A 24,310-nucleotide genomic window follows, 5' to 3' on the forward strand; every position below is an offset into this window, starting at 1 on the left:
GTACGGGCCTGTCGCGTTCCACGACCAGCCCCACTTCTCGCGGGCCGCACACCGTCCCGGCCGGGACCCGGTGACCTGGTGCCTCCGGGGATCGGACGCGGGCCGCGCCCCGGCCCCGGGGTGAAACGTTCACCCGAGGCCGGGGCGGCCGCCGCCTAACGGCCGTACACCTCGAACTCGTAGAGCGAGTAGCCGTAGGACGTGGCCCGCGTGACGCCCTGCATGCGGACGTAGCGCGCGTTCACCGGGGCGAAGGCGACGTTGTCCACGCCGCCGTCGCCGGCCGTGGTCGTGGAGACCGTGGTCCAGGCGCTCCCGTCGGTGGACGTCTGGATCCGGTACGCCTTGCCGTACGCCGCCTCCCAGCGCAGGATCACCCGGCCCACGGTCGTGACCGCCCCGAGGTCCACCTGGACATACTGGTTGTCGCTGAACGCGCTGGACCAGCGGGTGGAGCGGTCGCCGTCGTTCGCGTTGGCGGGCGGGTAGAGGAAGCTCTCCTTGCTCGACGCGCTCGCCGTGGCCCCGGCGGCCAGGTTGGCGACGTTGTCACCGCGCCGGGCCGGGAAGGAGACCGCCTGCTGGTAGGTCGGCCGGTTCTGCCAGGAGATCAGGTCCTGCTTGATCCCGCCGAGCGGCGACTGCCGCACCGCGTCCGCGCACCACTGATCGCCGGCGGAGCAGACGTCGTCGGCCGGGTAGGTGACCGCCGCCGTCTCCACGAGCGCCGCGGACAGGCTGTCCAGCAGGACCGTACGGCACGCCTGCACGGTGGCTCCGCAGTACCGGGCCGGAAGCGTCCCCCCTACGGTGTCGCCCAGCACGTTCCTGATGTCCTTGTCGACGTAGCCCCACCAGCCGTACTGGAACGAGGAGCCCTTGTGCGTCTGGGCCTCGTTCGCCGAGTTGACGAGGGTGGAGGTGTCGCCCTGCTGCCGCCCGGACGGCGACTCGTTGATCTGCAGGGCGTCGACCAGCGACCGGTAGAGCCCGTCGCCGAGGCCGGGCTGGAACTGCGCCCGCACCAGCTTGGGCCACCAGGCATCGAAGAAGCGGATCGCGTCGGCGTGCGCGTACGTCTTGCTGCCCGGGGAGGTCTCGGCGCGGCGGGCTCCGGCGGAGGCCCAGGCGGACAGCTTGGCGACGGCCGAGGCGAGCGTCGGGTCGGTCACGTCGGCGCTGTTGATAACGCGGAGCAGGTTGGGCAGGACCTTCCAGCCGCGCAGGTCCGTGATCGCGGCGTTCGCCATGATCTTCACGGTGCCGGCCCGGTCCAGGGTGCCCGAGGCGAGCGCAGCCTTCACCGGCGCGTCCAGCAGGTCGCCGCGGTGGACGGAGCCGAAGCTGAAGTTGCCGTCGGCCGCCCCGTAGTCCTTGGCCTGCTTGTTGTTCCAGCTCACGAAGTAGTCCTGGTTGACCGCCTGCGGGTGGGTGCTCGCCGCCGCGTACGTCGCGCTGTTGGCGTCCGGGTCGTACCCGGTCCACTCGTGCGCGGCGTCCGCGACCATCGGCAGGTTAGGGTCGGAGACGGCCGGGCGCACCGGGGCGCTCCCGGACATGAAGTACGCCGCGTCGGTCGAGTTCACGTAGAACCAGTTGAACGCGAAGCCGATGTTGGCGGCGGAGTTCTGGAACGCGGCGGCCGACCCCATCTCGGCCGGGTCGTTGAACATCTGGAAGCCCATCGCCGAGTCGGGCTCGTGCCGGTAGGTCGAGCGGAGCGAGGTGAAGGCGGTCGGCGCCCCGTCCACGGTGCCGCGCCACGTCACCAGGCCGTACTTCGTGCGCTTGACCACCAGCTCGTACGACCCGGCCCCGGTGGAGTCGGCCGTGTTCGGCTTCCAGGAGTTCTTCTTGCGCAGCGTCTCCATCGCCGTGCAGGTGCCGCGGTACAGGTAATGCTCGGAGGCCGTGGTCGGCGTCCCGCCCTTCGGGTCGCACAGCGTGATCGCGTACGTGTCGGTGATGTCCTGCGTGCTCGACGTGGCGCTCCAGGCGTAGTCGGCGCCCCGGCCGAGCAGCACGTACAGGTTGAGCCCGGCGAACGCGGCGCCGCGCGCCCGGATGCCGGGGCCGTTCAGCTCCTCCAGCATGAGCAGCTGCGGGGAGAAGTAGCCGGTCTGCGGGCCGAAGACGGCGACGGGGTGGCCGGTGGCCGACTTGGCCGCCGACACGACGATCGCGTTCGACATGCCCGGCTTGGCGTTGTCGACGGTGAGGCCGTCCAGCGGGCTCTTCACGGCGGTCGTGGAGGTGGTGGCGGTCCCGGTCCTGTTCTCGACGATGTCGACCGGCGCGGTCGAGGGGTCGGGCAGCACGACGCCGGTGGCGCCGGCGGGCGCGGATCCGGAGGGGAAGCTCTGGCCGTTGTGGAGGGTGAGCACGGTCTCGGGGTCGTTCTCGCCGCGGAACGCCGCCCAGACCTGGTCGCCCGCGGCTGCGCCGTACTTGGCCCGCGCGGCGACCCGGACCAGGGCCGACTGCATCTCGTTTCCGCCGCCGCCCCCGAACAGGCCGCCGATCACGCCGGAGATCGCGACCAGGTCGGTCATCGTGAAGTCGACCGGACCGCCCTTGTTGGTGATCGCGTCGAGGTGCCCGGTCAGGACGTACTCGCCCGGGCAGTTGCGTTTGGCCATGCAGACGTCGATGTACGCGTTGATGCCGTCGATGTAGTTACGTACGTCCGAGTAGAGCTGGGCGCCCCGTGGGCCGGAGTCGCGCAGCCGGTCGATCTGGGCCTGCAGGTCCGCCTCGGTGTAGGGCGAGTTACGCCAGACGCTCTGCTCCAGCTCCCGGTTGCCCTGGGCGCCTCCGGCGAACGGGGTGAGGTCGCCCCGGCCGACGTGCCGCATCAGGTCCATGACCCACAGACGGTCCTGCCCGCCCGCGTACCCGGCGCCGAACATGGTGCCCTCGCGGGTGGTGCCGGTGATGTGCGGCACGCCGGTGGCCTTGTCGCGGACGATCGTGACGTCCGAACGGGGGCTGACCGTGCTCTCGACCTGCCCCGCGGGCACGCCGAAGGAGGCGTCGTTGAAGAACGACGCGATCTGGTCGTCGGTCAGGCCGGTGTAGCCGGAGATGAGCCCGGCGTACCTGCCGAGCTGGTCGGCGCTGTGCGCCGGGCGGGTGCCGAGGGTCTGGTTCCCGATGATGTCGACCAGCGTGGCGTTGCCGTTCTGGCCAGGGGGGAGGATGTCGGCGCACTGGCCGAGGCAGTAGTCGTCGGTGACCGCGTCGGCCGCCGACAAGGCGGACGAGGAGGAGGGTGAGGAGGAAGGCGAGGACGAGGCGGAGGCGGCCGATGTCGCCGGTAAGCCGGTGATCACGAGGGCGAGCACGGCAGTGGCCGTGAGCGCCCCTCGAAGGCGCGCGTGCATGGCGAACTTCCCTTCGCGAGAAGCCGGGGGGTGTCAGGGGTTACAGGTTTCGCGCGCGAATATGAGGGCTGCTCAGCTCTGGACGATACTCGTTGGTAACCCTCGCATCAATGGGTGATTTCGCCTCCGGACACGGCGATGCCCGCCCGGCGGGAGGCCGGACGGGCATCGGTGGGGTCGTGAACGTGCGGGTCAGACGCCGCGCAGCCGGGCCCCGGTCCGCTCGTGGGCGAGCGCCACGGCGGCGTCGCGGGCGGCCGTCGTCTCCTCGACGGTGAGCGTGCGGTCCGGCGCGCGGAACCGCAGCGTGTACGCCAGGGACGCGTGGCCTTCCTCCACCTGCTCGCCCGTGTACACGTCGAACAGCCGGACCGACTCCAGCAGCTCGCCGGCACCCTCGCGCAGCGCGGTCTCGACCTCCGCGACGGTCACCTCGGAGCGGACGACCAGCGCCACGTCCTGGGTGGCCACCGGGTACGCCGACACGGCGGGCGCCTGCGCCGGCCCCGGCGGGGTCAGCAGCGACAGCTCCAGTTCCATCGCGGCGGTGCGCGGCGGCAGGCCGCACGCCTCGACAACGCGCGGGTGCAGCTCGCCGGCGTGCCCGACGAGGACGTCCCCCACGTACAGTGCGGCGCACCGGCCCGGGTGCCACGGCTCGTGGCGGTCGGCCCGCGCCTCCAGCTCGACCCCGGCCTCGCGAGCCACGGTCCGCGCCGCCTCGATCGCGTCCGCCCAGGAGGCCTGGCGGCCCGCGCCCCACCAGCCGGACCGGTCGAACTCCCCGGCCAGCACGGTGGCGACACGGAACGGCTGCCGCGGCAGCGCGCTCTCGATCCGGGCCAGCTCCTCCGCCGTGGGCTTGCGGTCCACGGTGAGCACCGGCGCGGCCGCCGGGGCGTCCGGCTCCGGCCGGTAGACGAGGCCGGTCTCGAACAGCGCCACGTCGCCGAAGCCGCGGCCCACGTTGCGGACCAGCGTCTTCAGCAGGCCCGGCAGGAGGGTGGTCCGCATGTACGGCTCATCCTCGCTGAGCGGGTTGACCAGCCGGGTCGCCCGCCGGCGCGGGTCGTCCGCGGGAAGCTGCAGGTCGTCCAGGTCGCGGACGCCCATGAACGGGTAGCAGAGCACCTCGACGTAGCCCGCGTAGGCCAGCGCCCGGCCGACCCGGCGGCGCAGCCGCTGCTCCTCGGTCAGCCCGGCCCCGGCGGGGGCCGGGGGCAGCACCGAGGGCAGGCCCTCGTAGCCCTCCAGGCGGATGACCTCCTCCGCCAGGTCGTTCGGGTCGGTCAGGTCCGGCCGCCACGACGGCGGGGTGACCGTGAGCAGGTCGTCGCCGCGCACGGCCAGCTTCTCGTGCAGGTCACCCGAGGACACCACGCCGGTCGCCGCCACACCATGGGCGCCGCCGTCGCCGCTGGCCGCGTCCGCGCCCTCGACGACCGCGCAGCCCACCTGCTCCAGTCGGCGGACCACGGTCTCCCGCTCGTACGGCACACCCGCGACGCGTCCCGGGTAGTCGGACGGGATGACGACCCGGACCGGGGCGACGTCCACCTCGGCGTGCGTGACGCCCGGGTCGGCGGTGCCGGAGCCCAGCTCGACCAGGAGCTGGACGGCGCGCCAGGAGGCGACCAGCGGTAGCTCCCGGTCCACGCCCCGCTCGAACCGCTTGGACGCCTCGCTGACCAGGTCGTGCCGGCGGGACTCCCTGGCGATGCCCGTGGCGGAGAAGTGCGCCGCCTCGATCACGACGTCGGTCGAGGAGCCGGAGATCTCGGTGTGGAGCCCGCCCATCGTGCCGGCCATCGAGATCGGCCCGGTGTCGTCGGTGATGAGGATGTCCTCCACGTGGAGCTTCCGCGTCACGTGGTCGAGCGTCTCCAGGGTCTCCCCCGACGCGGCCCGCCGTACGACGATCTCGCCGGACAGGCGGGACCGGTCGAACGCGTGCAGCGGCTGGCCCAGCTCCAGCATCACGTAGTTCGTGACGTCCACGGCGAGTGAGACGGGGCGCATCCCGGCGCGGATGAGCCGCACCCGCATCCACAGCGGGCTCTCGGCGGCCGGGTCGAACCCGGACACCGAACGCAGCACGAACCGGTCGCAGGCCGTCGGGTCGGCGATCGACGCCGGGTAGGACGGGCCGGACGCGGCCGGCAGCTCGGCCGCGGCCGGGTCGCGGAACGGCACGCCGAACGCGGTCGCGGCCTCACGCGCCACGCCCCGGATCGACAGCGCGTACCCGCAGTCGGGCGTGATCTCCAGCTCAAGCACGTCGTCGCGCAGGCCGAGGAGTTCGACGACGTCGGCCCCGATCGGCGTGTCCTGCGGGAGCAGCAGGATGCCCGGCGAGGACTCGGCGATGCCCAGCTCGGCCTCCGAGCAGATCATGCCCTCCGACTGCCGCCCGTACGTCTTGCGGGCGCCGATCTCGAAACCGCCGGGCAGGACGGCGCCGGGCAGCGCGACCGGCACGATCGCGCCCTCGGAGAAGTTGGTCGCGCCACACACGATCTCGCGCGGCGCGGCCTCCCCCACCTCGACCAGGCAGTGCCTGATCGGCTTCTTGAAGCCGGTGAGCTCCTCGATGACGACGACCTGTCCGACGACGACGTTCTTGATCTCGTGGCCGTGGGCGGTGATCGCCTCAAGCTTGAGACCGGCGGAGGTGAGCTTGTCGGCCACCTCCTGGGCCGTGACGGCCGGGAGATCGACGTACTCCCGCAGCCATGAAAGCGGGACCTTCATCAGACCTCCATTCCGAACGGCAGGGTGAAGCGGATGTCGCCCTCGACCATGTCACGCATGTCCTCGGCGTTGTTGCGGAACATCAGGGTGCGCTCGATGCCCATCCCGAACGCGAAGCCGGAGTAGACCGACGGGTCCACGCCGCAGGCGATCAGCACCCGCGGGTTGACCATGCCGCAGCCGCCCCACTCGATCCACCCCTCCGACTTGCAAGTGCGGCACGGGGGGTTGCCCGGCGACGCCGACGCGCCGCGGCAGACGAAGCAGCGCAGGTCCATCTCGGCGGACGGCTCGGTGAACGGGAAGTAGTTGGGCCGGAAGCGGGTGGTGATGCCTTCACCGAACATCACCTCGGCGAACCGGTCGAGCGTGCCCTTCAGGTGGGCCATGGTCAGCCCCTTGTCGATCGCGAGCCCCTCGACCTGGTGGAAGACCGGCGTGTGCGTGGCGTCCAGCTCGTCGGTGCGGAAGACCTTGCCCGGGGACACGACGTAGACCGGCAGCTCACGCGACAGCAGGGCGCGGATCTGCACCGGCGACGTCTGGGTGCGCAGCACCTTGCCGGAGGCCGTGCTCTCGACGAAGAACGTGTCGTGCTCGGAGCGCGCGGGGTGGTCCGGCGCGATGTTCAGCGCGTCGAAGTTGAACCACTCGCCTTCGAGCTCGGGCCCCTCGGCCACCTCGTATCCCATCGCCACGAACGCGTCGGCGACGCGCTCCTGCAGCGTGGTCAACGGGTGGCGGGCGCCGCGCGGCCGCCGGTCCCACGGAAGGGTGACGTCGACGGTCTCCTCGACAAGGACGCGCGCGTCGCGCTCGGCCTCCAGCTCGGCCTGGCGGGCGGCGAGCGCCTGCCCGATCGCCTTGCGCGCGCCGCCGATGCGCTTGCCCGCCTCGGAGCGGGCCTGCGGCGGCAGCGCGCCGATCTCGCGGTTGGCCAGCGCGATCGGCGAGCGGTCGCCTGCGTGCGCGAGCCGTACCTGCTTCAGTTCGTCGAGGTCGCGCGCCGCCGCGATCGCGGCGAGGGCGTCGGCCTGTGCCCGCGCGACCTCGTCGGCGTGCAGCGGCGTCACCTCGACCGGGTCATAGGTGTTCGACAAGAGAGAGCTCCGTATCCAGGGCTTAAGCGTGCACGAGTCTAGTGCCGGATGGGTCAAGATACGCCCCGCCAAGATCGGTGGCGGAGGCTCCGGCGCGGCCGGCCACCCGTGCGGGGACGGGGCCGCCGGGCCCTCGGGGCGCCCACCGGGCTGAGATCGGCTCTGACTCCGGCGGCGAAGAATCGGCTTCGGGGTCAGGCGAAGTCAGGGGTCCCGGTGGGCACGGTAAATCGAAACTCGGCGCCGCCGCCGGGCGCGCGCTGCACGGTGATCGTGCCGCCGTGGGCCTCAACCAGGCCCTTGACGATGAAGAGGCCGAGGCCGGTGCCGCCCCGCCTGCGGCCGTTGCCGCGCCAGAACTGCCGGAAGACGCGCGTGACCAGCTCGGGCGCGACGCCCTCACCCTGATCACGCACAGACACAGCCACTCCCAATTCGACGGCTTCGACCACTATCGTCACCGTACCGCGCCCGTGGCGCACCCCGTTTTCCAGCAAGTTGCCGAGAATCTGGTCGATCTTGTCCTGGTCGCACCAGGTCTCGGGCAACTCGCCGCGTACGTCCAGGGAGAACCGGTCGGCGGACTCCCCCGCGGCGATCCGGCCCTCGATGAGCCGGCGGGCGCGCGCGGGGATGTCGACGACCTGGCGGTGGACCTCCAGCCGGCCCGACTCGATCCTGGACACGTCGAGCAGGTCGGTGATCAGCCGGGTGACCCGGTCGGCGTCGGCGTTGACGGTCTGCAGCATGACGAGCTTCTGCGCGTCGGTGAATCGGCCCCACTTGGCCAGCAGCGTCGCGGTGAACCCCTTGACGCTGGTCAGCGGCGACCTCAGCTCGTGCGCGACAGTGGAGACGAGGTCGGCCCGGCTGCGTTCCAGCCGGGCCCGGGCCGAGGCGTCCCGCAGCGTGACCACCACGCGGACCACGGGGCCACCGCGCTCCGGACGGCGGACCAGCCGGGCGGCGAGCAGCACCTCCTGCCGCCCCGGAAGGTGCACCGGGCGCTCGGGCTGGCGGGTCCGGGTGGGCAGGCCGCCGTGCGGGTCGAGGCACTTCCACCAGTCGCGGCCCTCCGGGTCGCGGAACGGCAGCACGTCGGTGATGTGCCGCCCCACCGCCCCGCGGCGGGCCACTCCGGTCAGCCGCTCCGCGGCCCGGTTGACGACCAGGACGACACCGTCGGAGTCGGTCACGACGAGGCCGTCGGGGAGATCGTCGGCACAGACGTCCGCACTCCCGCCCGCGACCGGTTGTCGGGCGCCCCGGGGAGTGCCCTCACCTCGCACGCGACCGCCTCCCTCGAACCTGTGAAAGCACGCCGGATGGGGAACCGTGCGCGCTCCAAGGCCGACAATAGCGGGTTTCCCGCTCTAGTCGGCCGTGTCAGACCGCGGGGGTAGATGGATCTTCCACGCGATGTAAGGTCTACCGCTGCGCCCGCGCCGAGGCGTACAGGCAGACCGCGGCGGCGGTGGCGAGGTTGAGGCTCTCGGCCCGCCCGTAGATCGGCACCCGCACCACCTCGTCGGCGAGTTCGAGCAGCGCCGGGGGCAGCCCCCACGCCTCGTTGCCGAAGAGCCACGCGGTGGGCACGCTGAGATCGACGTCGTCGAGGGTCGCCTTGCCGGTGCCGTCCGCCGCGAGGACGCGCATCCCCGCGTCCTGTACGTGCCGCACCGCGTCCTCCACCCGCGCGCCGGTGGCGACGGGGAGGTGGAACAGGCTGCCCGCGCTGGCCCGGACGCACTTGCCGTTGTACGGATCGACGGAGGCGTCGGTGAAGACGACCGCGTCGGCACCGGCGGCGTCGGCCGTGCGCAGGACGGTGCCGGCGTTACCGGGGTCACGGACGTGGGCGAGGAGGGCGACCAGCCGCGCGCCGGACGGCACCGCCTCGGATAGCGGGACGTGGACGAACCGGCAGACGCCCATCAGCCCCTGCGGGGTGACGGTCTGGGCCAGTTCGGCCATGACCTCGCCGCTGACCCGGAGCACCGGGACGCCCGCGGCGTCCGCGGCCCCGATGATGTCGGCGTGCCTGATCTCGGCCTCGGCCGTGGCGAACAGCTCCACGGTCACGCCGTCGAGCGCGAGAGCCTCGCGTACGGCCTGCGGCCCCTCGGCCAGGAAGGCCCGGTCGCGGTCCCGGAAGGCGCGCTTCGTGAGCCGCCGGGCGGCCTTCACCCGCGGGGACCTGATGTTGGTGAGCTCGGTTCCGGCCATGCCTTCCCTCGTCAAAAGGGGCCCACCGGATGCCGGTGAGCCCCTATGAATGCTGAATCGCGTCTGACTCAGGCGACCGGCGCGTTCACGTCGGCCGGAAGAGCCTTCTTCGCCGCCTCGGCCAGCGTGGCGAAGGTCTGGCTGTCGTTCACCGCGAGGTCGGCGAGGATCTTGCGGTCCACCTCGATGCCCGCGAGGCGCAGACCCTGGATGAACCGGTTGTAGGTGATGCCGTTCGCGCGGGCCGCGGCGTTGATCCGCTGGATCCACAGGCGCCGGAAGGTGCCCTTCTTGTCCTTGCGGTCCCGGTAGGCGTAGGTCATCGAGTGGAGCATCTGCTCCTTGGCCTTGCGGTACAGCCTGGACCGCTGCCCACGGTAACCGCTCGCCCGCTCGAGGACGACCCTGCGCTTCTTCTTGGCGTTGAGCGCCCGCTTCACGCGTGCCATGTTGTTCAGTCTCCCCGGGGTCGGTTACTTCGCGAGCAGCTTCTTGATCTTCTTGGCGTCGGCGTCGCTGATCACGACGTCACCCTCGAGCCGGCGCGTGCGGGTGGACGGCTTGTGCTCGAAAAGGTGCTTCCGGTTCGCACGCCGGCGCACGATCTTGCCGGAGCCGGTCAACCGGAACCGCTTCTTCGCACCGCTGTGCGTCTTCATCTTCGGCATCTCAGCCGTCTCTCCCTCATTGGTCGCGCCGAAGGCCCGGGCCGGTGACCCGAGCCGACGGCATGCCTGGCTCTGCGAGACCGTCCCGGTCTCGGCTTCTCCATGCGTGTCTGATCCCTCAGACGCGCGCGTCACTCCGCGGGCGCTGACTCCTGCTCCACGGACTCGGACTCGAACTCGGAATCGGAGTCCGACGCGCGCTGCGCCTTGGCCGCGGCCTTCTCGGCCTTGGCCTCGGCCTTCTTCTTGTGCGGGCCGATGACCATGATCATGTTTCGCCCGTCCTGCTTGGGCTGCGATTCCACGAAGCCCAGCTCGGTGACGTCCTCGGCGAGCCGCTGCAACAGCCGGAAGCCCAACTCCGGCCGGGACTGCTCGCGACCCCGGAACATGATCGTGACCTTGACCTTGTCCCCCGCCTTGAGGAAGCGCACGACGTGACCCTTCTTGGTCTCGTAGTCGTGCGGGTCGATCTTCGGCCGGAGTTTGATCTCCTTGATGATCGTGTGTGCCTGGTTACGGCGGGCCTCGCGCGCCTTCATGGCCGACTCGTACTTGAACTTGCCGTAGTCCATGAGCTTGCACACGGGCGGCCTGGCCGTCGCCGCGACCTCGACGAGGTCGAGGTCGCTCTCCTGGGCCAGCTTCAGTGCATCGCCGATCGAGACGATGCCGACCTGCTCGCCGTTCGGGCCGACGAGGCGAACCTCCGGCACGCGAATACGATCGTTGATGCGGGGCTCGGTGCTGATGGGACCTCCAAAGGACTTCCGCTTGATGCTCGACCGTGCGAGAAAACACAAAACCCCGCACGTCACGCATGCGGGGTCACTGAGCTCTCTACGGCGAGAACCCTGGTTGTGATCCTTGACCCGTCGGCCTTTCGGCCGATCAGGTGGGAGGAGGACCTCCGCTTGCGCGTCCAGCCGGCATGCCGGACCGATCAATTGCCAACACTACCACACCGTGCTTATCGCACTCGCTTCGCTCGCGCGGGCTCGGGGCGCCCTCAGTCGATGTCTTCCCTCGTCGCTCGGAGTCGCTCGTCCCTCGCTCCCCCTCGCTCCTCAGTCCAGACACCGCCGCGCCCCTCGCAGAGCCGCTCCCCACTCGCTCCTCAGTCCAGACACCGCCGCGCCCCTCGCGGAGTCGCTCGTCCCTCGCTCCCGGCTACTTGGCTGCCTCGGCCCGTCTGCGGATCTCCGCCTCACCGGCCGCGCGCATCTCCTCGACCGGCACGTCCGTACGGCCGGTCATCAGCTCGACCTGGCGGGCCGCCTGGTGCAGGAGCATCGGGAACCCGCCGACGACGACGGCGCCGCGCTCCCGCGCGACCCCCGCGAGGGTCGTCGGCCAGGGCGCGTACACCACGTCGAAGACCGCCTTCGCCCCGGCGGCTTTGTCCGCCACAGCGTCCGCGGCCCCCGCGGGGAGCGTGGAGACGAGCAGATCCACATCGGCGTCGAAGTCCGCGAAGGTCCGAACGGCGACCATGACGCCGAGCCGTTCGGCCACCTCCAGCGTCTCGGCGGCCCGGGACGGCTCACGCACGACCAGCGTCACCTCGCGCAGACCCGTCTCGCGCAGCGCCGCGATCGCGGACGCCGCCGTCGCGCCTCCGCCCAGGATCGAGGCGCTGGACGGCGCGGTCACCCCGGCCTCGGCCAGCGCCCGGACGATGCCGTACACGTCGGTGTTCTCGCCGTGACGGCGGCCGTCACGGATGACGACCGTGTTGACCGCGTTCACCTCGACCGCGAGGTCGGAGACCGTGTCGAGCAGCGGGAACACCACGCGCTTGAGCGGCATCGTCAGCGAAAGCCCGGCCCATTCCGGGCCGAGCCCGGCGACCAGCTCGGCCAGGTCGTCCTCGCCGCACTCGATCGCGTCGTACCGCCACGCCGAAAGGCCGAGCCCGGCGTACGCGGTGCGGTGCAGGATCGGCGAGAGCGAGTGGCGGATCGGGAGACCGAGGACCGCCGCCCTGCGTGCGTGCGGTCCCTCCCCGGCCTCGGCCGATCCAAAGGGCCGAGTCATCCGTGGTTCCGGTTGAACTCAGCGACGAACTGCATGAACTCCGACTCCTTGTCGGTGAACTTGGTGATGCCCTTCTTCGGATCGACGGTCACGAACCACAGCCAGTTGCCGTCGGCCGGCTTGAGAGCCGCCTCGATGGCGTGGTCGCCGGGGCTGTCGATCGGGCCGGGAGGCAGGCCGGGATACTTGTACGTGTTGTACGGCGAGGTGCTGTCCAGGTCCTTGTGGCTGGCGGCGATGCCGTACTTGTTCAGGCCGTACATGACGGTGCTGTCCATCTTGAGATTCATCGGGGGGTTCAACCCGAGGCGGTTGTAAATGACCCGGGCGACCTTGGGCATGTCGGCCTGACTGCCGGACTCGGCCTGGACGATGCTCGCGATGGTCATGATGTCGTGCGCGGTGTAACCGAGCTGCTTCGCCTGGCGCTCCAGGTCGAGCCGCTGGGCGGTCTGGTTGAAGCGGTCCACCATCTTGGTGAGGATCTGGCTCGCGCTGAGCTTGGGCGTGATCTCGTAGGTCGCGGGGAAGGCGTAGCCCTCCAGCCGTCCCTTGGCGTACCGGGGAAGGCCGATGTCCTTCTTGGCGGCCTTCTTGAACTCCTCGACCGGCTTACCGCTGGCGGTGGACAGATCGGCGAAGATCGTGCTGAGCCGCCGGCCCTCGGGGATCGTCAGCGTACCGCTGACCACGCGGTTCTTCGGGTCCAGCATGGTGACCGCGGACTCCGCCGACATGCCCTTGCGCAGCTTGTACTCACCCGGCTGGAGCGAGGAGCTCTTGCCCGCCGCGCCGATGGCGTTGACGAACGCCCGCGCGCTGGCCACGACGCCCTGCTCCTCCAGCTCCTGGGCGACGTCGGAGGCGGTCGCCCCCTCCTTGACCTCGACCACGACCTCGCCGCGGCCGGAGCCGGTGAAGTCCTTGGGCACGAGGAGGTCGCGGAACCAGTTGAAGCCGAAGTATCCCGCGCCACCGAGCACCGCGGCGACGACGAGGATGGCGAAGAAGGAGGCCGCGAATCCCTTGCGGCGCTGCCGGGTGCGCCGCCGGCGGCTGCGGCGACGCTGGCTGCGGTTCGGGCCTCGGGGACGGCGCCGGGAGGGCCCGTCGTCGTCGGAGCCCAGCAGGAAGTCCATATCGAGATCATTCATAGTGCGCTGGCCAATCTCTCGGTACGCCGCGCCCCGCGTCAAGCGAGTCTGGCAGAACCGAGGGGGTTCCGGCGTTCGATTACGCGCCTGCCCCCGCGAGGGGCGGACGTGGGCCTCGGTTGCGGGCGGACCGTCCCTCGCGGAAGGGAGCGGCCACCCGGCCACCGGGCGGGCCAGGACGGTCCTTCCGGGCGTGAATGGTCATGTCCTAGATGGTCCCTAGGTACGCGCTCAACTCTTCCCGATATTTCACAAACTCGTCCTCTTTGTCAGTGATTTTGATGATCCTATGGTGAAGATCGGTTCTGACAAACCGGTACCAATCGCCCGTTTTTGGAGCGAAGTGCACCAAGTATGGCATCGCTGCCGGAATAGTCGGCGCGCGTGAGCGGAGGAGAGGGAGAGCGGGAAACGTGCCGGTGAAGGCCTCCTCGCCCCGGGCGCGGACGGCCGACGCCTTGGGGAGCGCGGATCCAGCCGAATGGGCCGAGAAGGGGCGGTCGGCACGGAGCGTCCGGCCGGTGTTCCCGGGCTTCGCGAAAAGTTCGTCCCGGTGCGGGATCTCTGGGAGCGGGGCGGCGACGCGGCGCGGCGTCGTCCCGGCCCCGCGCGGCGTCGTCCCGGCCCCGCGCGGCACGGCCCGGCCCGGCGGACGTGACCTGGCCACCTGGACGAGGAGACGGGCGGGCGCGGCCGCCGCGGCGGGCATCAGCCGGCTCCGCCGCTCGCCTTTCCGCCCCCGGGGCCGCCCGGCGGTTCGAGGGAGCTGCCCGGCGGCCGGCCGGTGGCGCGCTCGGAGTCGAGCGCCGCCTGGAGCAACTCCACGGCCGCCGCCTGGTCGATGACCGAACGCTGGTTCTTGGCCTTCACGCCACTGGAGCGCAGCCGCTGCTGCGCGGTGACCGTCGTCAGCCGTTCGTCGAAGAGCCGGATCGGGATCGGCGTGAGCCGGTCGGCGAGGACGGCGGCGAACTCGCGCGCCGCCCCGGCCGCGTGGCTTTCCCGCCCCGACAGGGACGTGGGCAGGCCCACGACCACCTCGATCGCCTCGTGCTCGGCGACAATCGCGGCGATCCGCTCCACGTCGCCCCGGCCGCGCCGTACCGTCTCGACCGGCGTGGCGAGCAGCCCCGAAGGGTCACTGCGCGCCACGCCGACGCGTACGGATCCGACGTCCACGCCGAGTCGCACACCCTGCCTCATAGCCGGCTCTCCCCGACAGACCCGATGATCAGGTGAGGGACGAGGAGATGGCCTCCTCGACGGCGCGCAACGCGTCGACGATCGCCTCGGCGCGAGTACCGCCACCCTGAGCGACATCGTCCTTGCCGCCACCGCCACCCCCAAGCGCCTTCGCGGCGACGCCGACCAGCCGCCCGGCCTTCAGGCCACGGCCGCGTCCCGCCTCGTTCACCGTGGCGACGACGACCGGCCGGTCAGAGGGGACGCCGGCGACCACGACCACCGCGGCGCGGTCGCTCGGGAATCGACCGCGCACGTCGAGGGCGAGTTTACGCAGGTCATCGGGGGAGGTGCCAGCGGGCGCGCGGTGCGTGACGACCGAGACGCCGTCCACGTCGGCCGCCCCGGCGGCCAGCTCACCCGCGACCGCGAGCACCTGCGCCGAACGGAGCCGCTCCAGCTCCTTCTCGGCGGTGCGCAGCCGGGTGACGATGCCCTCGACCCGCTCGGGCAGCTCCTCGCGGCGGGTCTTGAGCTGCTCGCTGAGCTGCGCCACCAGGACGCTCTCGCGGGCCAGGAAGCGGAAGGCGTCCAGGCCGACCAGCGCCTCGACCCGGCGCACGCCCGCGCCGATCGACGCCTCGCCGAGGACCTTGACCAGGCCGAGCTGGCCGGAGCTCGCCACGTGGGTGCCGCCGCACAGCTCGCGGGAGTAGTCCCCGACCTCGACCACGCGCACCTCGTCGCCGTACTTCTCGCCGAAGAGCGCGAGCGCGCCCATGGCGCGGGCCTCCGACTGGGACGTGTAGAACGCGTTGACCTTGAGGTCGTTGATCAGGATCGCGTTGACCTCGTCCTCGACGTCGCGCAGGACGCTCGGGGAGACGGCGCCGGCCGCGGTGAAGTCGAAGCGGAAGCGGCCGGGCGAGTTCTCCGAGCCCGCCTGCGCCGCCGACTCGCCGAGCGCGTTGCGGAAACCGCGATGCACGAGGTGGGTCGCGGTGTGGCTGCGAGAGATCGCGCGGCGCCGCTCCAGGTCGACATCGGTCTGCGCCTGCTCGCCGACCCGGATCTCGCCGGTGCGGACCTTGCCGCGGTGCACGATCAGGCCACCGATCGGCGACTGCACGTCCGTGATCTCGACCTCGGCGCCCGCGGTGCGGATGACGCCCTGGTCGGCGAGCTGGCCGCCGCCCTCGGCGTAGAACGGCGTGCGGTCGAGGACGACCTCCAGGACGGTGCCCTCACCCGCCGCCGGGACGGAGCCGCCGTCGACGATCAGGCCGATGACGTTGGCCTCGGCCGTGGTGTGGTCGTAGCCGAGGAAGTCGACCCGGCCGGCCTTCTCCAGCATGCCGCTGAAGACGGAGATGTCGGCGTTGCCGGTCTTCTTGGCCGCGGCGTCCGCCTTCGCGCGGTCGCGCTGCTCCTTCATGAGCCGGCGGAAGCCCTCTTCGTCGACCTTGAGGCCCTGCTCGCCGGCCATCTCCAGGGTCAGGTCGATCGGGAAGCCGTAGGTGTCGTGGAGCTGGAACGCCTGGTCGCCGCCCAGGGTGACCGCGCCCTTGCGCTTGGACTCCTCCACGGCCGCGTCGAAGATCGCCGTACCGGTGCGGAGGGTGCCGAGGAACGACGTCTCCTCCGCGTCGATGACGGTGTGGATGTTGGCCGCGTCGGCCCTCAGCTCGGGGTACAGCTCGCCCATCACGTCGATCGTGGTCGCGGTGAGCTCGTGCATGTACCGCTCCTCGCCCGCGCCGAGCAGGCGGAGGTTGCGGATGCTGCGGCGCAGGATGCGGCGCAGGACGTACCCACGGCCCTCGTTGGAGGGCAGGACTCCGTCGGCGACCAGCATCACGCCGGCGCGCGTGTGGTCGGCCACGACGCGCAGCGACACGTCCGCGCGGCTGTCCCGGCCGTACTTCGTGCGGGTGAGCTCGGCCGCCCGGTCGAGGATCTTGTAGGTGGTGTCGATCTCGTAGATGTTGTCGACGCCCTGCAGGATCGCCGCCATGCGCTCCAGGCCCATGCCGGTGTCGATGTTCTTGCTCGGCAGCTCGCCCGCGATGTCGAAGTCGACCTTGTTGCGGACCGCGCTGAGCTGGAACTGCATGAAGACGTTGTTCCAGACTTCGAGGTAGCGGTTCTCGTCGGCGACCGGACCGCCCTCGCGGCCGTACTCCGGACCGCGGTCGTAGTAGATCTCCGAGCATGGACCGCCCGGGCCGGGCACGCCCATGTGCCAGTAGTTGTCGGCCAGACCTCGGCGCTGGATGCGGTCGAGCGGGACGCCGACCGTCTTGTGCCAGATGTCGGCCGCCTCGTCGTCGTCCTCGTAGACGGTGACCCAGAGACGCTCCTCGGGGAAACCGAAGCCGCCGTCGGACTCCGACCGGGTCAGCAGCTCCCAGGCGAACGGGATCGCCTGCGCCTTGAAGTAGTCACCGAAGGAGAAGTTGCCCAGCATCTGGAAGAACGTGGCGTGCCGCGTGGTCTTTCCGACCTCGTCGATGTCCGGGGTGCGGATGCACTTCTGGACGCTCACCAGCCTCGACGCCGGCGGCGTGCGCTGGCCGAGGAAGTAGGGCTTGAAGGGCACCATGCCCGCGGGCACCAGAAGCAGCGTCGGGTCCTCGGCGACGAGGCTGGCCGAGGGCACGACGGTGTGCCCGCGCTCTTCGAAGAAGCGCAGGAAGCGGCGGGCGATCTCTGCCGACTCCATTTCAGCGGCCATCCTTTACGTCGTGGTCGTGGTTTCTGTCAACACTGTCGAGCCCCATACGGGAGCGCAACTCGGTTTCCCGGTCTCGCGCGATGGCGCGGACGTCCCCGGCGAACTCCGCGAGTTCACCGGCCAGCCCCGCGGCCCGGTCGGCCGCGCGCCTGGCGACGCTGTCCGGCCGCATGGCCTGAAGCTTACGCATGACCCAGACCGCGAGGAACGCGCCAACCGTGATGTAGAAGGTCCGGCGGATCACGGGCGCCGCCCTCCGATCGCGCGCCGCTCGCGGCGGGCCAGCGCCTCGCGGACGCCGTAGCTCAGGGCGGACAGCTTGATCATCGGGCCGGCGAACAGCATGGCGGCGACACCGGTGATCTTCACCATGTTGCCGCTGACGTCCTTGACGTTCTCGGTGATCGCCTCGACCGCGACAAGCTGGCGGTTCGTCTCGTTGACCGTGTGGCCGACGTCCTCAAGGAGCGGCACCACCCGATCGCTCAGCTCGGACACCGCCTTGGAGGTCTCCGTGAGCAGGCGGGCCAGCCTGACGAGCACGACGGCCATGAAGCACACCAGGATCGCCCAGAACATCGCGACGATCAGACCGGCGACCTCTCCCGCGGTAAGCATGTGCGGATCCGTCTCCTCGGTAGGTGGCAAGGCGCGTGACGTCGCGCGAATCCGCGCCGCGCGTCTCGGGCGCGCGGATCCGGCTGGAATGGCAAGACCCTACCGCGAACGCCGGACACGCCGAGGCCCACCACGCCTTCCAGGGCCCCCTTCGGACCGCGCACGCCCCTCGTCAGGCGCCGCTCTCGCCCCTGAGAAAGGCGCGGATCTTGCCCCAGCGCTCGGCGAACCTGGCCTCCGCCCCGTGCTTGGTCGGCCGGTAGTAGCGCCGGTCCCTGAGCTCCTCGGGGGCGTAGTCCTGCCGGACCAGGCCGTGCTCGAAGTCGTGGGGGTACTGGTAGCCCTTGCCGTGGCCGAGCTTGCTCGCCCCGGGATAGTGGGCGTCGCGCAGATGGGAGGGGATCTGCCCGATCTGGCCGCGCCGTACGTCGTCGGAGGCGGCGCCGATGGCCGTCACCACCGCGTTGGACTTGGGCGCGAGCGCGCAGTGGATCACAGCCTGGGCGAGGTTGATGCGGCCCTCGGGCAGCCCGATGAACTCGACCGCCTGCGCCGCCGCCACGGCGACCTGGAGGCAGGTGGGGTCGGCCATGCCCACGTCTTCCGAGGCGAAGATCACAATCCGGCGGGCGATGAACCGGGGGTCCTCCCCCGCCTCGACCATCCGGGCCAGGTAGTGCAGGGCCGCGTCCGCGTCCGAGCCGCGCATGCTCTTGATGAACGCGCTGACCACGTCGTAGTGCTGGTCGCCCTGGCGGTCGTAGCGGACCGCCGCCTTGTCGACCGCGCGCTCCACGACCTCGACAGTGATCTGGTCGGCCAGCAGCGCCGCCGCCTCAAGGTAGGTCAGCGACCTGCGGGCGTCGCCGCCGGCGAGCCGTACGAGCTGGTCGAGCGCGTCGGGGTGCAGCGTGGCGCGCCCGTCGAGGCCGCGCGGGTCGCGCACCGCCCGCTCAAGGACGACGCGCACGTCGTCTTCTTCCAGCGACTCCAGGGTGAGCAGCAGCGACCGCGACAGCAGCGGCGAGATGACGGAGAAGAACGGGTTCTCGGTGGTGGCGCCGATGAAGGTGACCCAGCGGTTCTCGACCGCGGGGAGCAGGGCGTCCTGCTGGGCCTTGTTGAACCGGTGCACCTCGTCGACGAACAGCACGGTCTGCCGCCCGCTCATACCCAGCTCGCGGCGGGCCTGGTCGATCGCGGCGCGTACGTCCTTGACACCGGCGGAGACGGCGGAGATCTCCACGAACCTGCGCTTGGTCGCGCCCGCCACGACGTAGGCGAGCGTGGTCTTGCCGGTGCCCGGCGGACCCCACAGGAACAGGGACATGGGGGCCTCGCTCTCGACGAGGCGGCGCAGCGGCGTGCCGGGGCCGAGCAGGTGACGCTGTCCGATCACCTCGTCCAGCCCGCGCGGGCGCATCCGGACGGCCAGCGGCTCGTGGCTCCTGTGGGCCTCCTCGGCCACCGAATCGAACAGACTGTCCACAACCTCGACTCTAGCCGTTCCGGCCACGGCCCCCCGCCGGGAACCATCACGCCCCGAGCCCGCGCGAGCGAAGCGAGCGCAATCAAACGCCGACGTCAGCTGCCCCAGACCGCCGTCGCCCCGCTGTGCCCGGCGCGTACGACGTAGTAGCCCGCGACGACGGCGAGGACCACCGAGACGGCGGACAGGGCCGTGCCGGCGGCCTTCGGCCACCGCCGCGCGCCGAAGACGAGCAGCAGGGCTACCACGCCGAGCGCGCCGGTGCTCAGCAGCAGCGGGTTGGCGAAGGCCTCGTGCGCGTTGACGGCGGCCGACGGATGCCCCTCGAAGAGGTTCCTCTCGAAGGACTCGCCGCTCTCCTTCGCCACGAACACGGCGACGGGCGCGCCGATCGCCACCAGGACGAGGATCCAGTCGAGTTTCGCGCGGAACCTCGGCTGCACGGCGTAGCCGACGCTGAGGAGTCCCAGCAGCGGCGTGAGCACCACGGCGGCGTGGACGAGCATGGGGTGGACGGGCAGGCCGAACATCTCGTCGAACATGGGCGTCGCTCCTGGCTTCGCGATCGGGTCAGGGTGGCTCCTCACCCTGATGCGTACATGATCACGGCGAGGTTCTCAGAGAGATCTGAGAACAATATGAGCGCACGCGGCGCCCCGCTCACGTAAGCGCCCCCCGCGGTCAGGTGGCGGCGCGGCCCCGCGGGGGACGGCCGGCGGGGTCGGGAGGCTCGGCGGCGGGGGTCGCGTCGAGCCCCTCCAGCGCCAGCCGCACCGCCGTGTCGAGCTGCGGGTCGGCGCCCACGGCCCAGTCGGCCGGGGTGTTGAGCACCGCCACGTCCGGTGCGGCGCCCCCGTTCTCCAGCTCCCAGCCGTACCCGCGGATCCAGAGCCCGTAGCCGGGGACGGTGACGGAGGTGCCGTCGCCGAGCCGGTGCCATTCGTCGTAGCCGATGACGCCGCCCCACGTCCTCGCCCCGACCACCGGGCCGAGGCCGAGCGCCTGCGCCGCGCCGGTGATGACGTCGCCGTCCGAGCACGTCGCCTCGTCGCACACGACGACGACCGGGCCGCGCGGCGCCTCCATGGGGTAGCTCGCCGGCTCGTGGTGGCGGCTCAGGTTCCAGCCGACGATCCGCCGCGACAGCTTCTCCAGCACGAGCTGCGAGGTGAAGCCGCCGCGGTTGCCCCGCACGTCGACGACGAGGGCGTCCCGCGCCAGCTCCCGGCCGAGGTCCCGGTGGAGCTGCGCCCAGCCGGCGGCGTCCATGTCGGGCACGTGCAGGTAGCCCGCCCGGCCCCCGCTCAGCCGCCGTACCCGCTGCCTGCGCTCCGCGACCCAGGCGTGGTAGCGCAGCGTGCGGTCGTCCCACAGCGGCACCACGGCCACCCGGAACACCCGGTCGCCGGACTCGACGGTGAGCTCCACCGGGCGGCCCGCCGTGTCCACCAGCAGCGGCGCGGGCCCGGTGCGCGGGTCCACCGGCCTGCCGTCCACGGCCAGTACGGCGTCTCCCGGCCGCACGCCGGACCCGGCGAGAGGCGACCGGGCGTTCGGGTCGGAGGACTCGGCGGGCAGGACGCGCCGGACCCGCCACAGGCCGTCGGTGTCGGGCGCGAGGTCGGCGCCCAGCATGCCGACGTACCGGTACCACCCCTCCGGAGGGGCGGGCGCCACGTAGGCGTGGGAGGACGCCAGCTCGCCCAGCAGTTCCCCCAGCACGTCGGCGAAGTCGTCCGCGCCGGAGATCCGATCGAGCCACGGCCGGTACGCGGCGAGCGCGCCGGGCCAGTCGACGCCCGCGAGGTCGGCCACCCAGAACTGGTCGCGCACCAGCCGCCCGGCCTCCGCGTACGCCTGGCGCCAGCGGCTCGGCGGGTCGATCTCGACCCGGATCCGGCGCAGGTCCACCTCGACCGGCTCGCCGCCGCCGATGACCTTCATCGCCCGTCCCTCGACGTACGCGATGCGGGTGCCGTCGCCGCTGGCCGAGAAGGCGTCGGCGGGCGCGACCTCCTCGCAGGAGCGCTTGGCGAGGTCGAACCGCTCCAGGAGGGGCCGCCGCGGCGGCCCAGGCTCTCCCGTGCCGAGGGAGCCGCGCAGGGGGTGGCGCAGCCAGGCGAGGCCGTCCTTGACCGCCTGGAGGCTCGTGTAGCGCCCCTCGGGCACGGGCAGGCCGACCACCCGGCCCGCCATCCCCTCGGTGTCCACGACCAGGTCGCCGCGGCCGGCGTCCTCCGGCTCGGCCGGGCGGCCGTCCACGGAGGGCGCGAACGGCGAGGGCGTGCTCCGCGCGAGCGGCAGCAGGAAGGGCCGGGAGCCCGCCGCGAAGGCCAGGTCGAAGCTGTGCGCGTCGGAGATCGGGTCGAAGGCCCGTCTGGACAGGAACGCCAGATATCTCCCGTCGGGGGTGAACACCGGCTCGACGTCGGTGAAGCGGCCGTCGGTGACCTCGACGACGAGCGGGTCGGCGCGCGTCACCTGGTCCGCCGGGTCCGGATCGCCGGGGGTTCCCTCAGGCGCCGGGCGGGGCGTCCGGGAGCGCAGCCGGGCCATCCGGATCGCCCGCAGCGAGCCCACCCCCGGGTGCGACCAGGCCAGCCAGGCCGAGTCGGGCGAGAACCTGGCCCCGCTGGGCGGGCCGCTCTCCGACCGTGCCAGCTCGGTGACCGTCGCGTCCGTCCCGCCGCCCGTGACGTCGACGAGGAGGAGCCTGCCGTCGTGCGTGCTGACGGCGATCATGGTCCCGTCCGGCGAGCCGGACAGCTCCAGCACCCGCCCGAGGCGGCCGCGGGCGAGGCTCCTGACCGTGCCGCCGGGCTCCGTCAGCTCGATGCCGTCCTCGCCGCCCGCGTCACTCACCCAGGCGACCGGTCCGTTGCCGCGCCGGGCCGCCTCCTCCCCCTCCGGCGCGCGTACGGCGCCGAGCACGACGGGGAGCCGGGCGCGGACGCCGGGGCGGGCGTCCAGGCACCGCGCCGGGCCGTCCTCGTGGGTGAGCCACAGGATGGCGCCCGCGACCTCGACGGCGCTGGCCCGTCCCGTGGCGTCGCAGGCGAGGTCGTCGAGCAGCGGCGGCGCGGGGCGGGGCCGGCGCCCGGTCCCCGCGCCGCCCAGCGTCACGTCCAGCCGCTCCGGGCGGACGTCCAGGCCGGGCAGCAGCCACAGCTCCCCCGCCCGCGTTTAGACGATCCGCCGCCCGTCCGTGCTCGCCTGGCGGGCGTAGAAGTCCTCGTGCCAGGTGTGCCGCTTCAGGTCCGAGCCGTCGAGGGCGCACGAGTAGACGTTGCCGACGCCCTCGTGATCGGACAGGAACGCGACCCGGCCCTCGACGATCATGGGCGAGGCGATCTGGCCCTCGTGGCTCTCCAGCAGCCGCCGCCCGTTGAGCCAGAGCCGGCCCGTGCCGCCACCCCGGTAGCGCTTCCAGTGCGCGGGGTCGTGTCCCGCCGCCCCCGTGAGCAGCAGCGTGTCCCCGCCCGACACGTGCAGGTCCTCCACCGGTCCGTACGGCTGCCGCGTGGCGGGCCGCCCGTCGTCCGGGATCGCGTACGCCCAGGTCCAGAACGTGAAGGGCTGGCCGTGCGCGCTGACGGCGGCGACGGTGCGGTCGTCGAGCCAGCCCCGGGACTCGGTGTACGGGTCGCCCCAGTAAGTGAGCCGGGTGGCGGGGCCGCCTCCGATCGCGGCCAGGTGGATCTCCGGGTCGCCGTCGCGGCGGCTGGTCCAGGCGACCCTGGTGCCGTCGGGCGAGAACCTCGGATGGCTCGCCCCGGCCCGGTCGACCGTGAGCCGCCATGCTCTGCCGCCGTCGAGCGGGGCGATCCAGACGTCGTCTTCCGCGACGAACGTCAGCGATCGCCGGTGAACGTGGGGAAATCGAAGGTAAGACCCACTCGTCACCAAATAATCGTAACGGGAAGCCCTTTTACCGCAAGATCGTGATTTTTGCTACTCAAGATACCTGTGAGTCTCCTGCTTACACCTACCCGACATGAACGCCGATAAAGTGACGCATCGCAAGTGGTCAAGACAGGTAAAAAGGGAAGGCGTAACGGTGACCGACACGGACCGACAGCAGCACCCGGCTCGGCCCAGGAGCAAGGCCAAGCGCACCATCGGCGTCGGCCTCAGTGTGCTCGCGCTCGTAGGGAGCCTCGCGGCGTGCAGCGAGGCGAAGAACTCCGCGGACGGGGCTCCGTCGCCCGCCCCCTCGGACGCGCCCTCCGCCCAACCTTCGGAGCTCCCTGATCCGACACCCACGGTCAAGGAGACCGACCTTCGCAAGGTGACCTGCGAGTACCGCAAGGACGACACCGACAGCCCGGCGAAGATCGTCGGCTTCCCGCCGAAGCAGCTGTCGAAGGCGGTGATCAACGCCAAGACGATGACGATCTACACCAACCTCGGCAACATCGTCATCGACGTCGCCCCCGGTGACACGCCCTGCACGATCAACTCGTTCGCGTTCCTGGCGAGCAAGAAGTTCTTCGACAACACGGTCTGCCACCGGCTCACCACGATCGAGACCAACGGTCTCGGCCTGCTGCAGTGCGGCGACCCGCAGGCCAAGGGCGACGGCGAGAACCCGACCGACGGCACCGGCGGCCCCGGCTACCTGTTCCCCGACGAGAACCTCGGTCCGCAGTACGCCCGCGGCGTGGTGTTCATGGCCCAGGGCGGCGACGCCGCCAACTCCAACGGCAGCCAGTTCGTGATCTCCTACACGGACGAGAACGCCCAGCTCCCGCAGGCGTACACGCCGTTCGGCATCGTGCGCAAGGGCATGGAGATCGTCGACAAGGTCGCCAAGGGCGGGGTCAACACCGCCAAGGACGGCGTCGACATCACCAGCGACGACGGCGGCTCGAACGCTCCCAAGATCAAGGTCCAGATCAAGACCATCAGGATCTCCTGACCCGCGGTCGCACCGCACGACGAACGGCCCCCGGGCCCGGTTCACCACCG

The 24,310-nt window shown here is 71.5% G+C and carries 19 protein-coding genes; 1 reads left to right on the forward strand and 18 read right to left on the reverse strand.

Annotated elements, in window-relative coordinates; translation table 11 throughout:
* Positions 1-155 precede the first annotated feature (155 nt).
* From AWQ71_RS16430 to AWQ71_RS43850, 18 genes are all read right to left on the reverse strand, one after another.
* Positions 156-3,383: a penicillin acylase family protein gene (locus tag AWQ71_RS16430; RefSeq protein ID WP_084258952.1), complete on the reverse strand. Its 3,228-nt coding sequence runs from the start codon at positions 3,381-3,383 to the stop codon at positions 156-158.
* A 192-nt stretch (positions 3,384-3,575) separates the two neighbouring features.
* Positions 3,576-6,134: a phenylalanine--tRNA ligase subunit beta gene (locus AWQ71_RS16435; RefSeq protein WP_067133949.1), complete on the reverse strand. Its 2,559-nt coding sequence runs from the start codon at positions 6,132-6,134 to the stop codon at positions 3,576-3,578.
* Positions 6,134-7,234: a phenylalanine--tRNA ligase subunit alpha gene (gene pheS, locus AWQ71_RS16440; RefSeq protein ID WP_067133953.1), complete on the reverse strand. Its 1,101-nt coding sequence runs from the start codon at positions 7,232-7,234 to the stop codon at positions 6,134-6,136. Before pheS ends, AWQ71_RS16435 begins: the two co-directional genes overlap by 1 nt.
* 194 nt (positions 7,235-7,428) lie before the next feature.
* Entirely contained in the window at positions 7,429-8,523 is a 1,095-nt protein-coding gene (locus AWQ71_RS16445) for a sensor histidine kinase (RefSeq protein ID WP_067133956.1), read from the reverse strand.
* Between the two features lie 139 nt (positions 8,524-8,662).
* Positions 8,663-9,460 carry a TrmH family RNA methyltransferase gene (locus tag AWQ71_RS16450; RefSeq protein ID WP_067133958.1) on the reverse strand — a complete coding sequence of 266 codons (798 nt, stop codon included), beginning with the start codon at positions 9,458-9,460 and terminating at the stop codon, positions 8,663-8,665.
* Positions 9,461-9,528: 68 nt separating this feature from the next.
* Positions 9,529-9,909 (reverse strand): 50S ribosomal protein L20, encoded by a 381-nt coding sequence (gene rplT / locus AWQ71_RS16455; protein ID WP_061257234.1) that lies wholly within the window; start codon positions 9,907-9,909, stop codon positions 9,529-9,531.
* 24 nt (positions 9,910-9,933) lie between these two features.
* Complete coding sequence (rpmI, locus tag AWQ71_RS16460; RefSeq protein WP_067133961.1) at positions 9,934-10,128, reverse strand: 50S ribosomal protein L35; 195 nt, start codon at positions 10,126-10,128, stop codon at positions 9,934-9,936.
* A gap of 131 nt (positions 10,129-10,259) precedes the next feature.
* Positions 10,260-10,946 carry a translation initiation factor IF-3 gene (gene infC / locus AWQ71_RS16465; protein WP_281196195.1) on the reverse strand — a complete coding sequence of 229 codons (687 nt, stop codon included), beginning with the start codon at positions 10,944-10,946 and terminating at the stop codon, positions 10,260-10,262.
* A gap of 352 nt (positions 10,947-11,298) precedes the next feature.
* Positions 11,299-12,165 (reverse strand): shikimate dehydrogenase, encoded by an 867-nt coding sequence (locus AWQ71_RS16470; protein WP_067133967.1) that lies wholly within the window; start codon positions 12,163-12,165, stop codon positions 11,299-11,301.
* Positions 12,162-13,304, reverse strand: a complete 1,143-nt coding sequence (mltG, locus tag AWQ71_RS16475) for an endolytic transglycosylase MltG (RefSeq protein ID WP_245658319.1) — start codon at positions 13,302-13,304, stop codon at positions 12,162-12,164. Before mltG ends, AWQ71_RS16470 begins: the two co-directional genes overlap by 4 nt.
* Before the next feature lie 723 nt (positions 13,305-14,027).
* Positions 14,028-14,522 carry a Holliday junction resolvase RuvX gene (gene ruvX, locus AWQ71_RS16485; RefSeq protein ID WP_067133976.1) on the reverse strand — a complete coding sequence of 165 codons (495 nt, stop codon included), beginning with the start codon at positions 14,520-14,522 and terminating at the stop codon, positions 14,028-14,030.
* 28 nt (positions 14,523-14,550) lie between these two features.
* Positions 14,551-17,223 carry an alanine--tRNA ligase gene (alaS, locus tag AWQ71_RS16490; protein WP_067133979.1) on the reverse strand — a complete coding sequence of 891 codons (2,673 nt, stop codon included), beginning with the start codon at positions 17,221-17,223 and terminating at the stop codon, positions 14,551-14,553.
* A gap of 1 nt (position 17,224) precedes the next feature.
* The gene (locus AWQ71_RS16495; protein WP_067133982.1) at positions 17,225-17,479 is read right to left on the reverse strand and encodes a hypothetical protein; all 255 of its coding nucleotides are present in this window, start codon (positions 17,477-17,479) and stop codon (positions 17,225-17,227) included.
* Positions 17,476-17,853, reverse strand: coding sequence for a DUF948 domain-containing protein (locus AWQ71_RS16500; protein WP_067133985.1), 378 nt, complete (start codon positions 17,851-17,853; stop codon positions 17,476-17,478). The genes AWQ71_RS16495 and AWQ71_RS16500 overlap by 4 nt, the downstream gene beginning before the upstream one ends.
* Positions 17,854-18,025: 172 nt before the next feature.
* On the reverse strand, positions 18,026-19,342 hold the full coding sequence (locus AWQ71_RS16505; protein ID WP_174550717.1) for a replication-associated recombination protein A: 1,317 nt from the start codon (positions 19,340-19,342) through the stop codon (positions 18,026-18,028).
* A gap of 95 nt (positions 19,343-19,437) precedes the next feature.
* Positions 19,438-19,884: a DUF2231 domain-containing protein gene (locus AWQ71_RS16510; RefSeq protein WP_067133992.1), complete on the reverse strand. Its 447-nt coding sequence runs from the start codon at positions 19,882-19,884 to the stop codon at positions 19,438-19,440.
* A 139-nt stretch (positions 19,885-20,023) separates the two neighbouring features.
* The gene (locus AWQ71_RS16515; RefSeq protein ID WP_245658320.1) at positions 20,024-22,465 is read right to left on the reverse strand and encodes a S41 family peptidase; all 2,442 of its coding nucleotides are present in this window, start codon (positions 22,463-22,465) and stop codon (positions 20,024-20,026) included.
* 60 nt (positions 22,466-22,525) lie between these two features.
* A complete protein-coding gene (locus AWQ71_RS43850; protein ID WP_245658321.1) occupies positions 22,526-23,245 on the reverse strand; it encodes a hypothetical protein in 720 nt (239 codons plus the stop codon).
* 154 nt (positions 23,246-23,399) lie between these two features.
* Between AWQ71_RS43850 and AWQ71_RS16520 the strand changes: the two genes are divergently transcribed.
* Complete coding sequence (locus AWQ71_RS16520) at positions 23,400-24,260, forward strand: peptidylprolyl isomerase (protein ID WP_245658322.1); 861 nt, start codon at positions 23,400-23,402, stop codon at positions 24,258-24,260.
* Positions 24,261-24,310: the final 50 nt, after the last annotated feature.

It is taken from the genome of Microtetraspora malaysiensis (assembly GCF_001528665.1).
Taxonomy (GTDB): domain Bacteria; phylum Actinomycetota; class Actinomycetes; order Streptosporangiales; family Streptosporangiaceae; genus Microtetraspora_A; species Microtetraspora_A malaysiensis.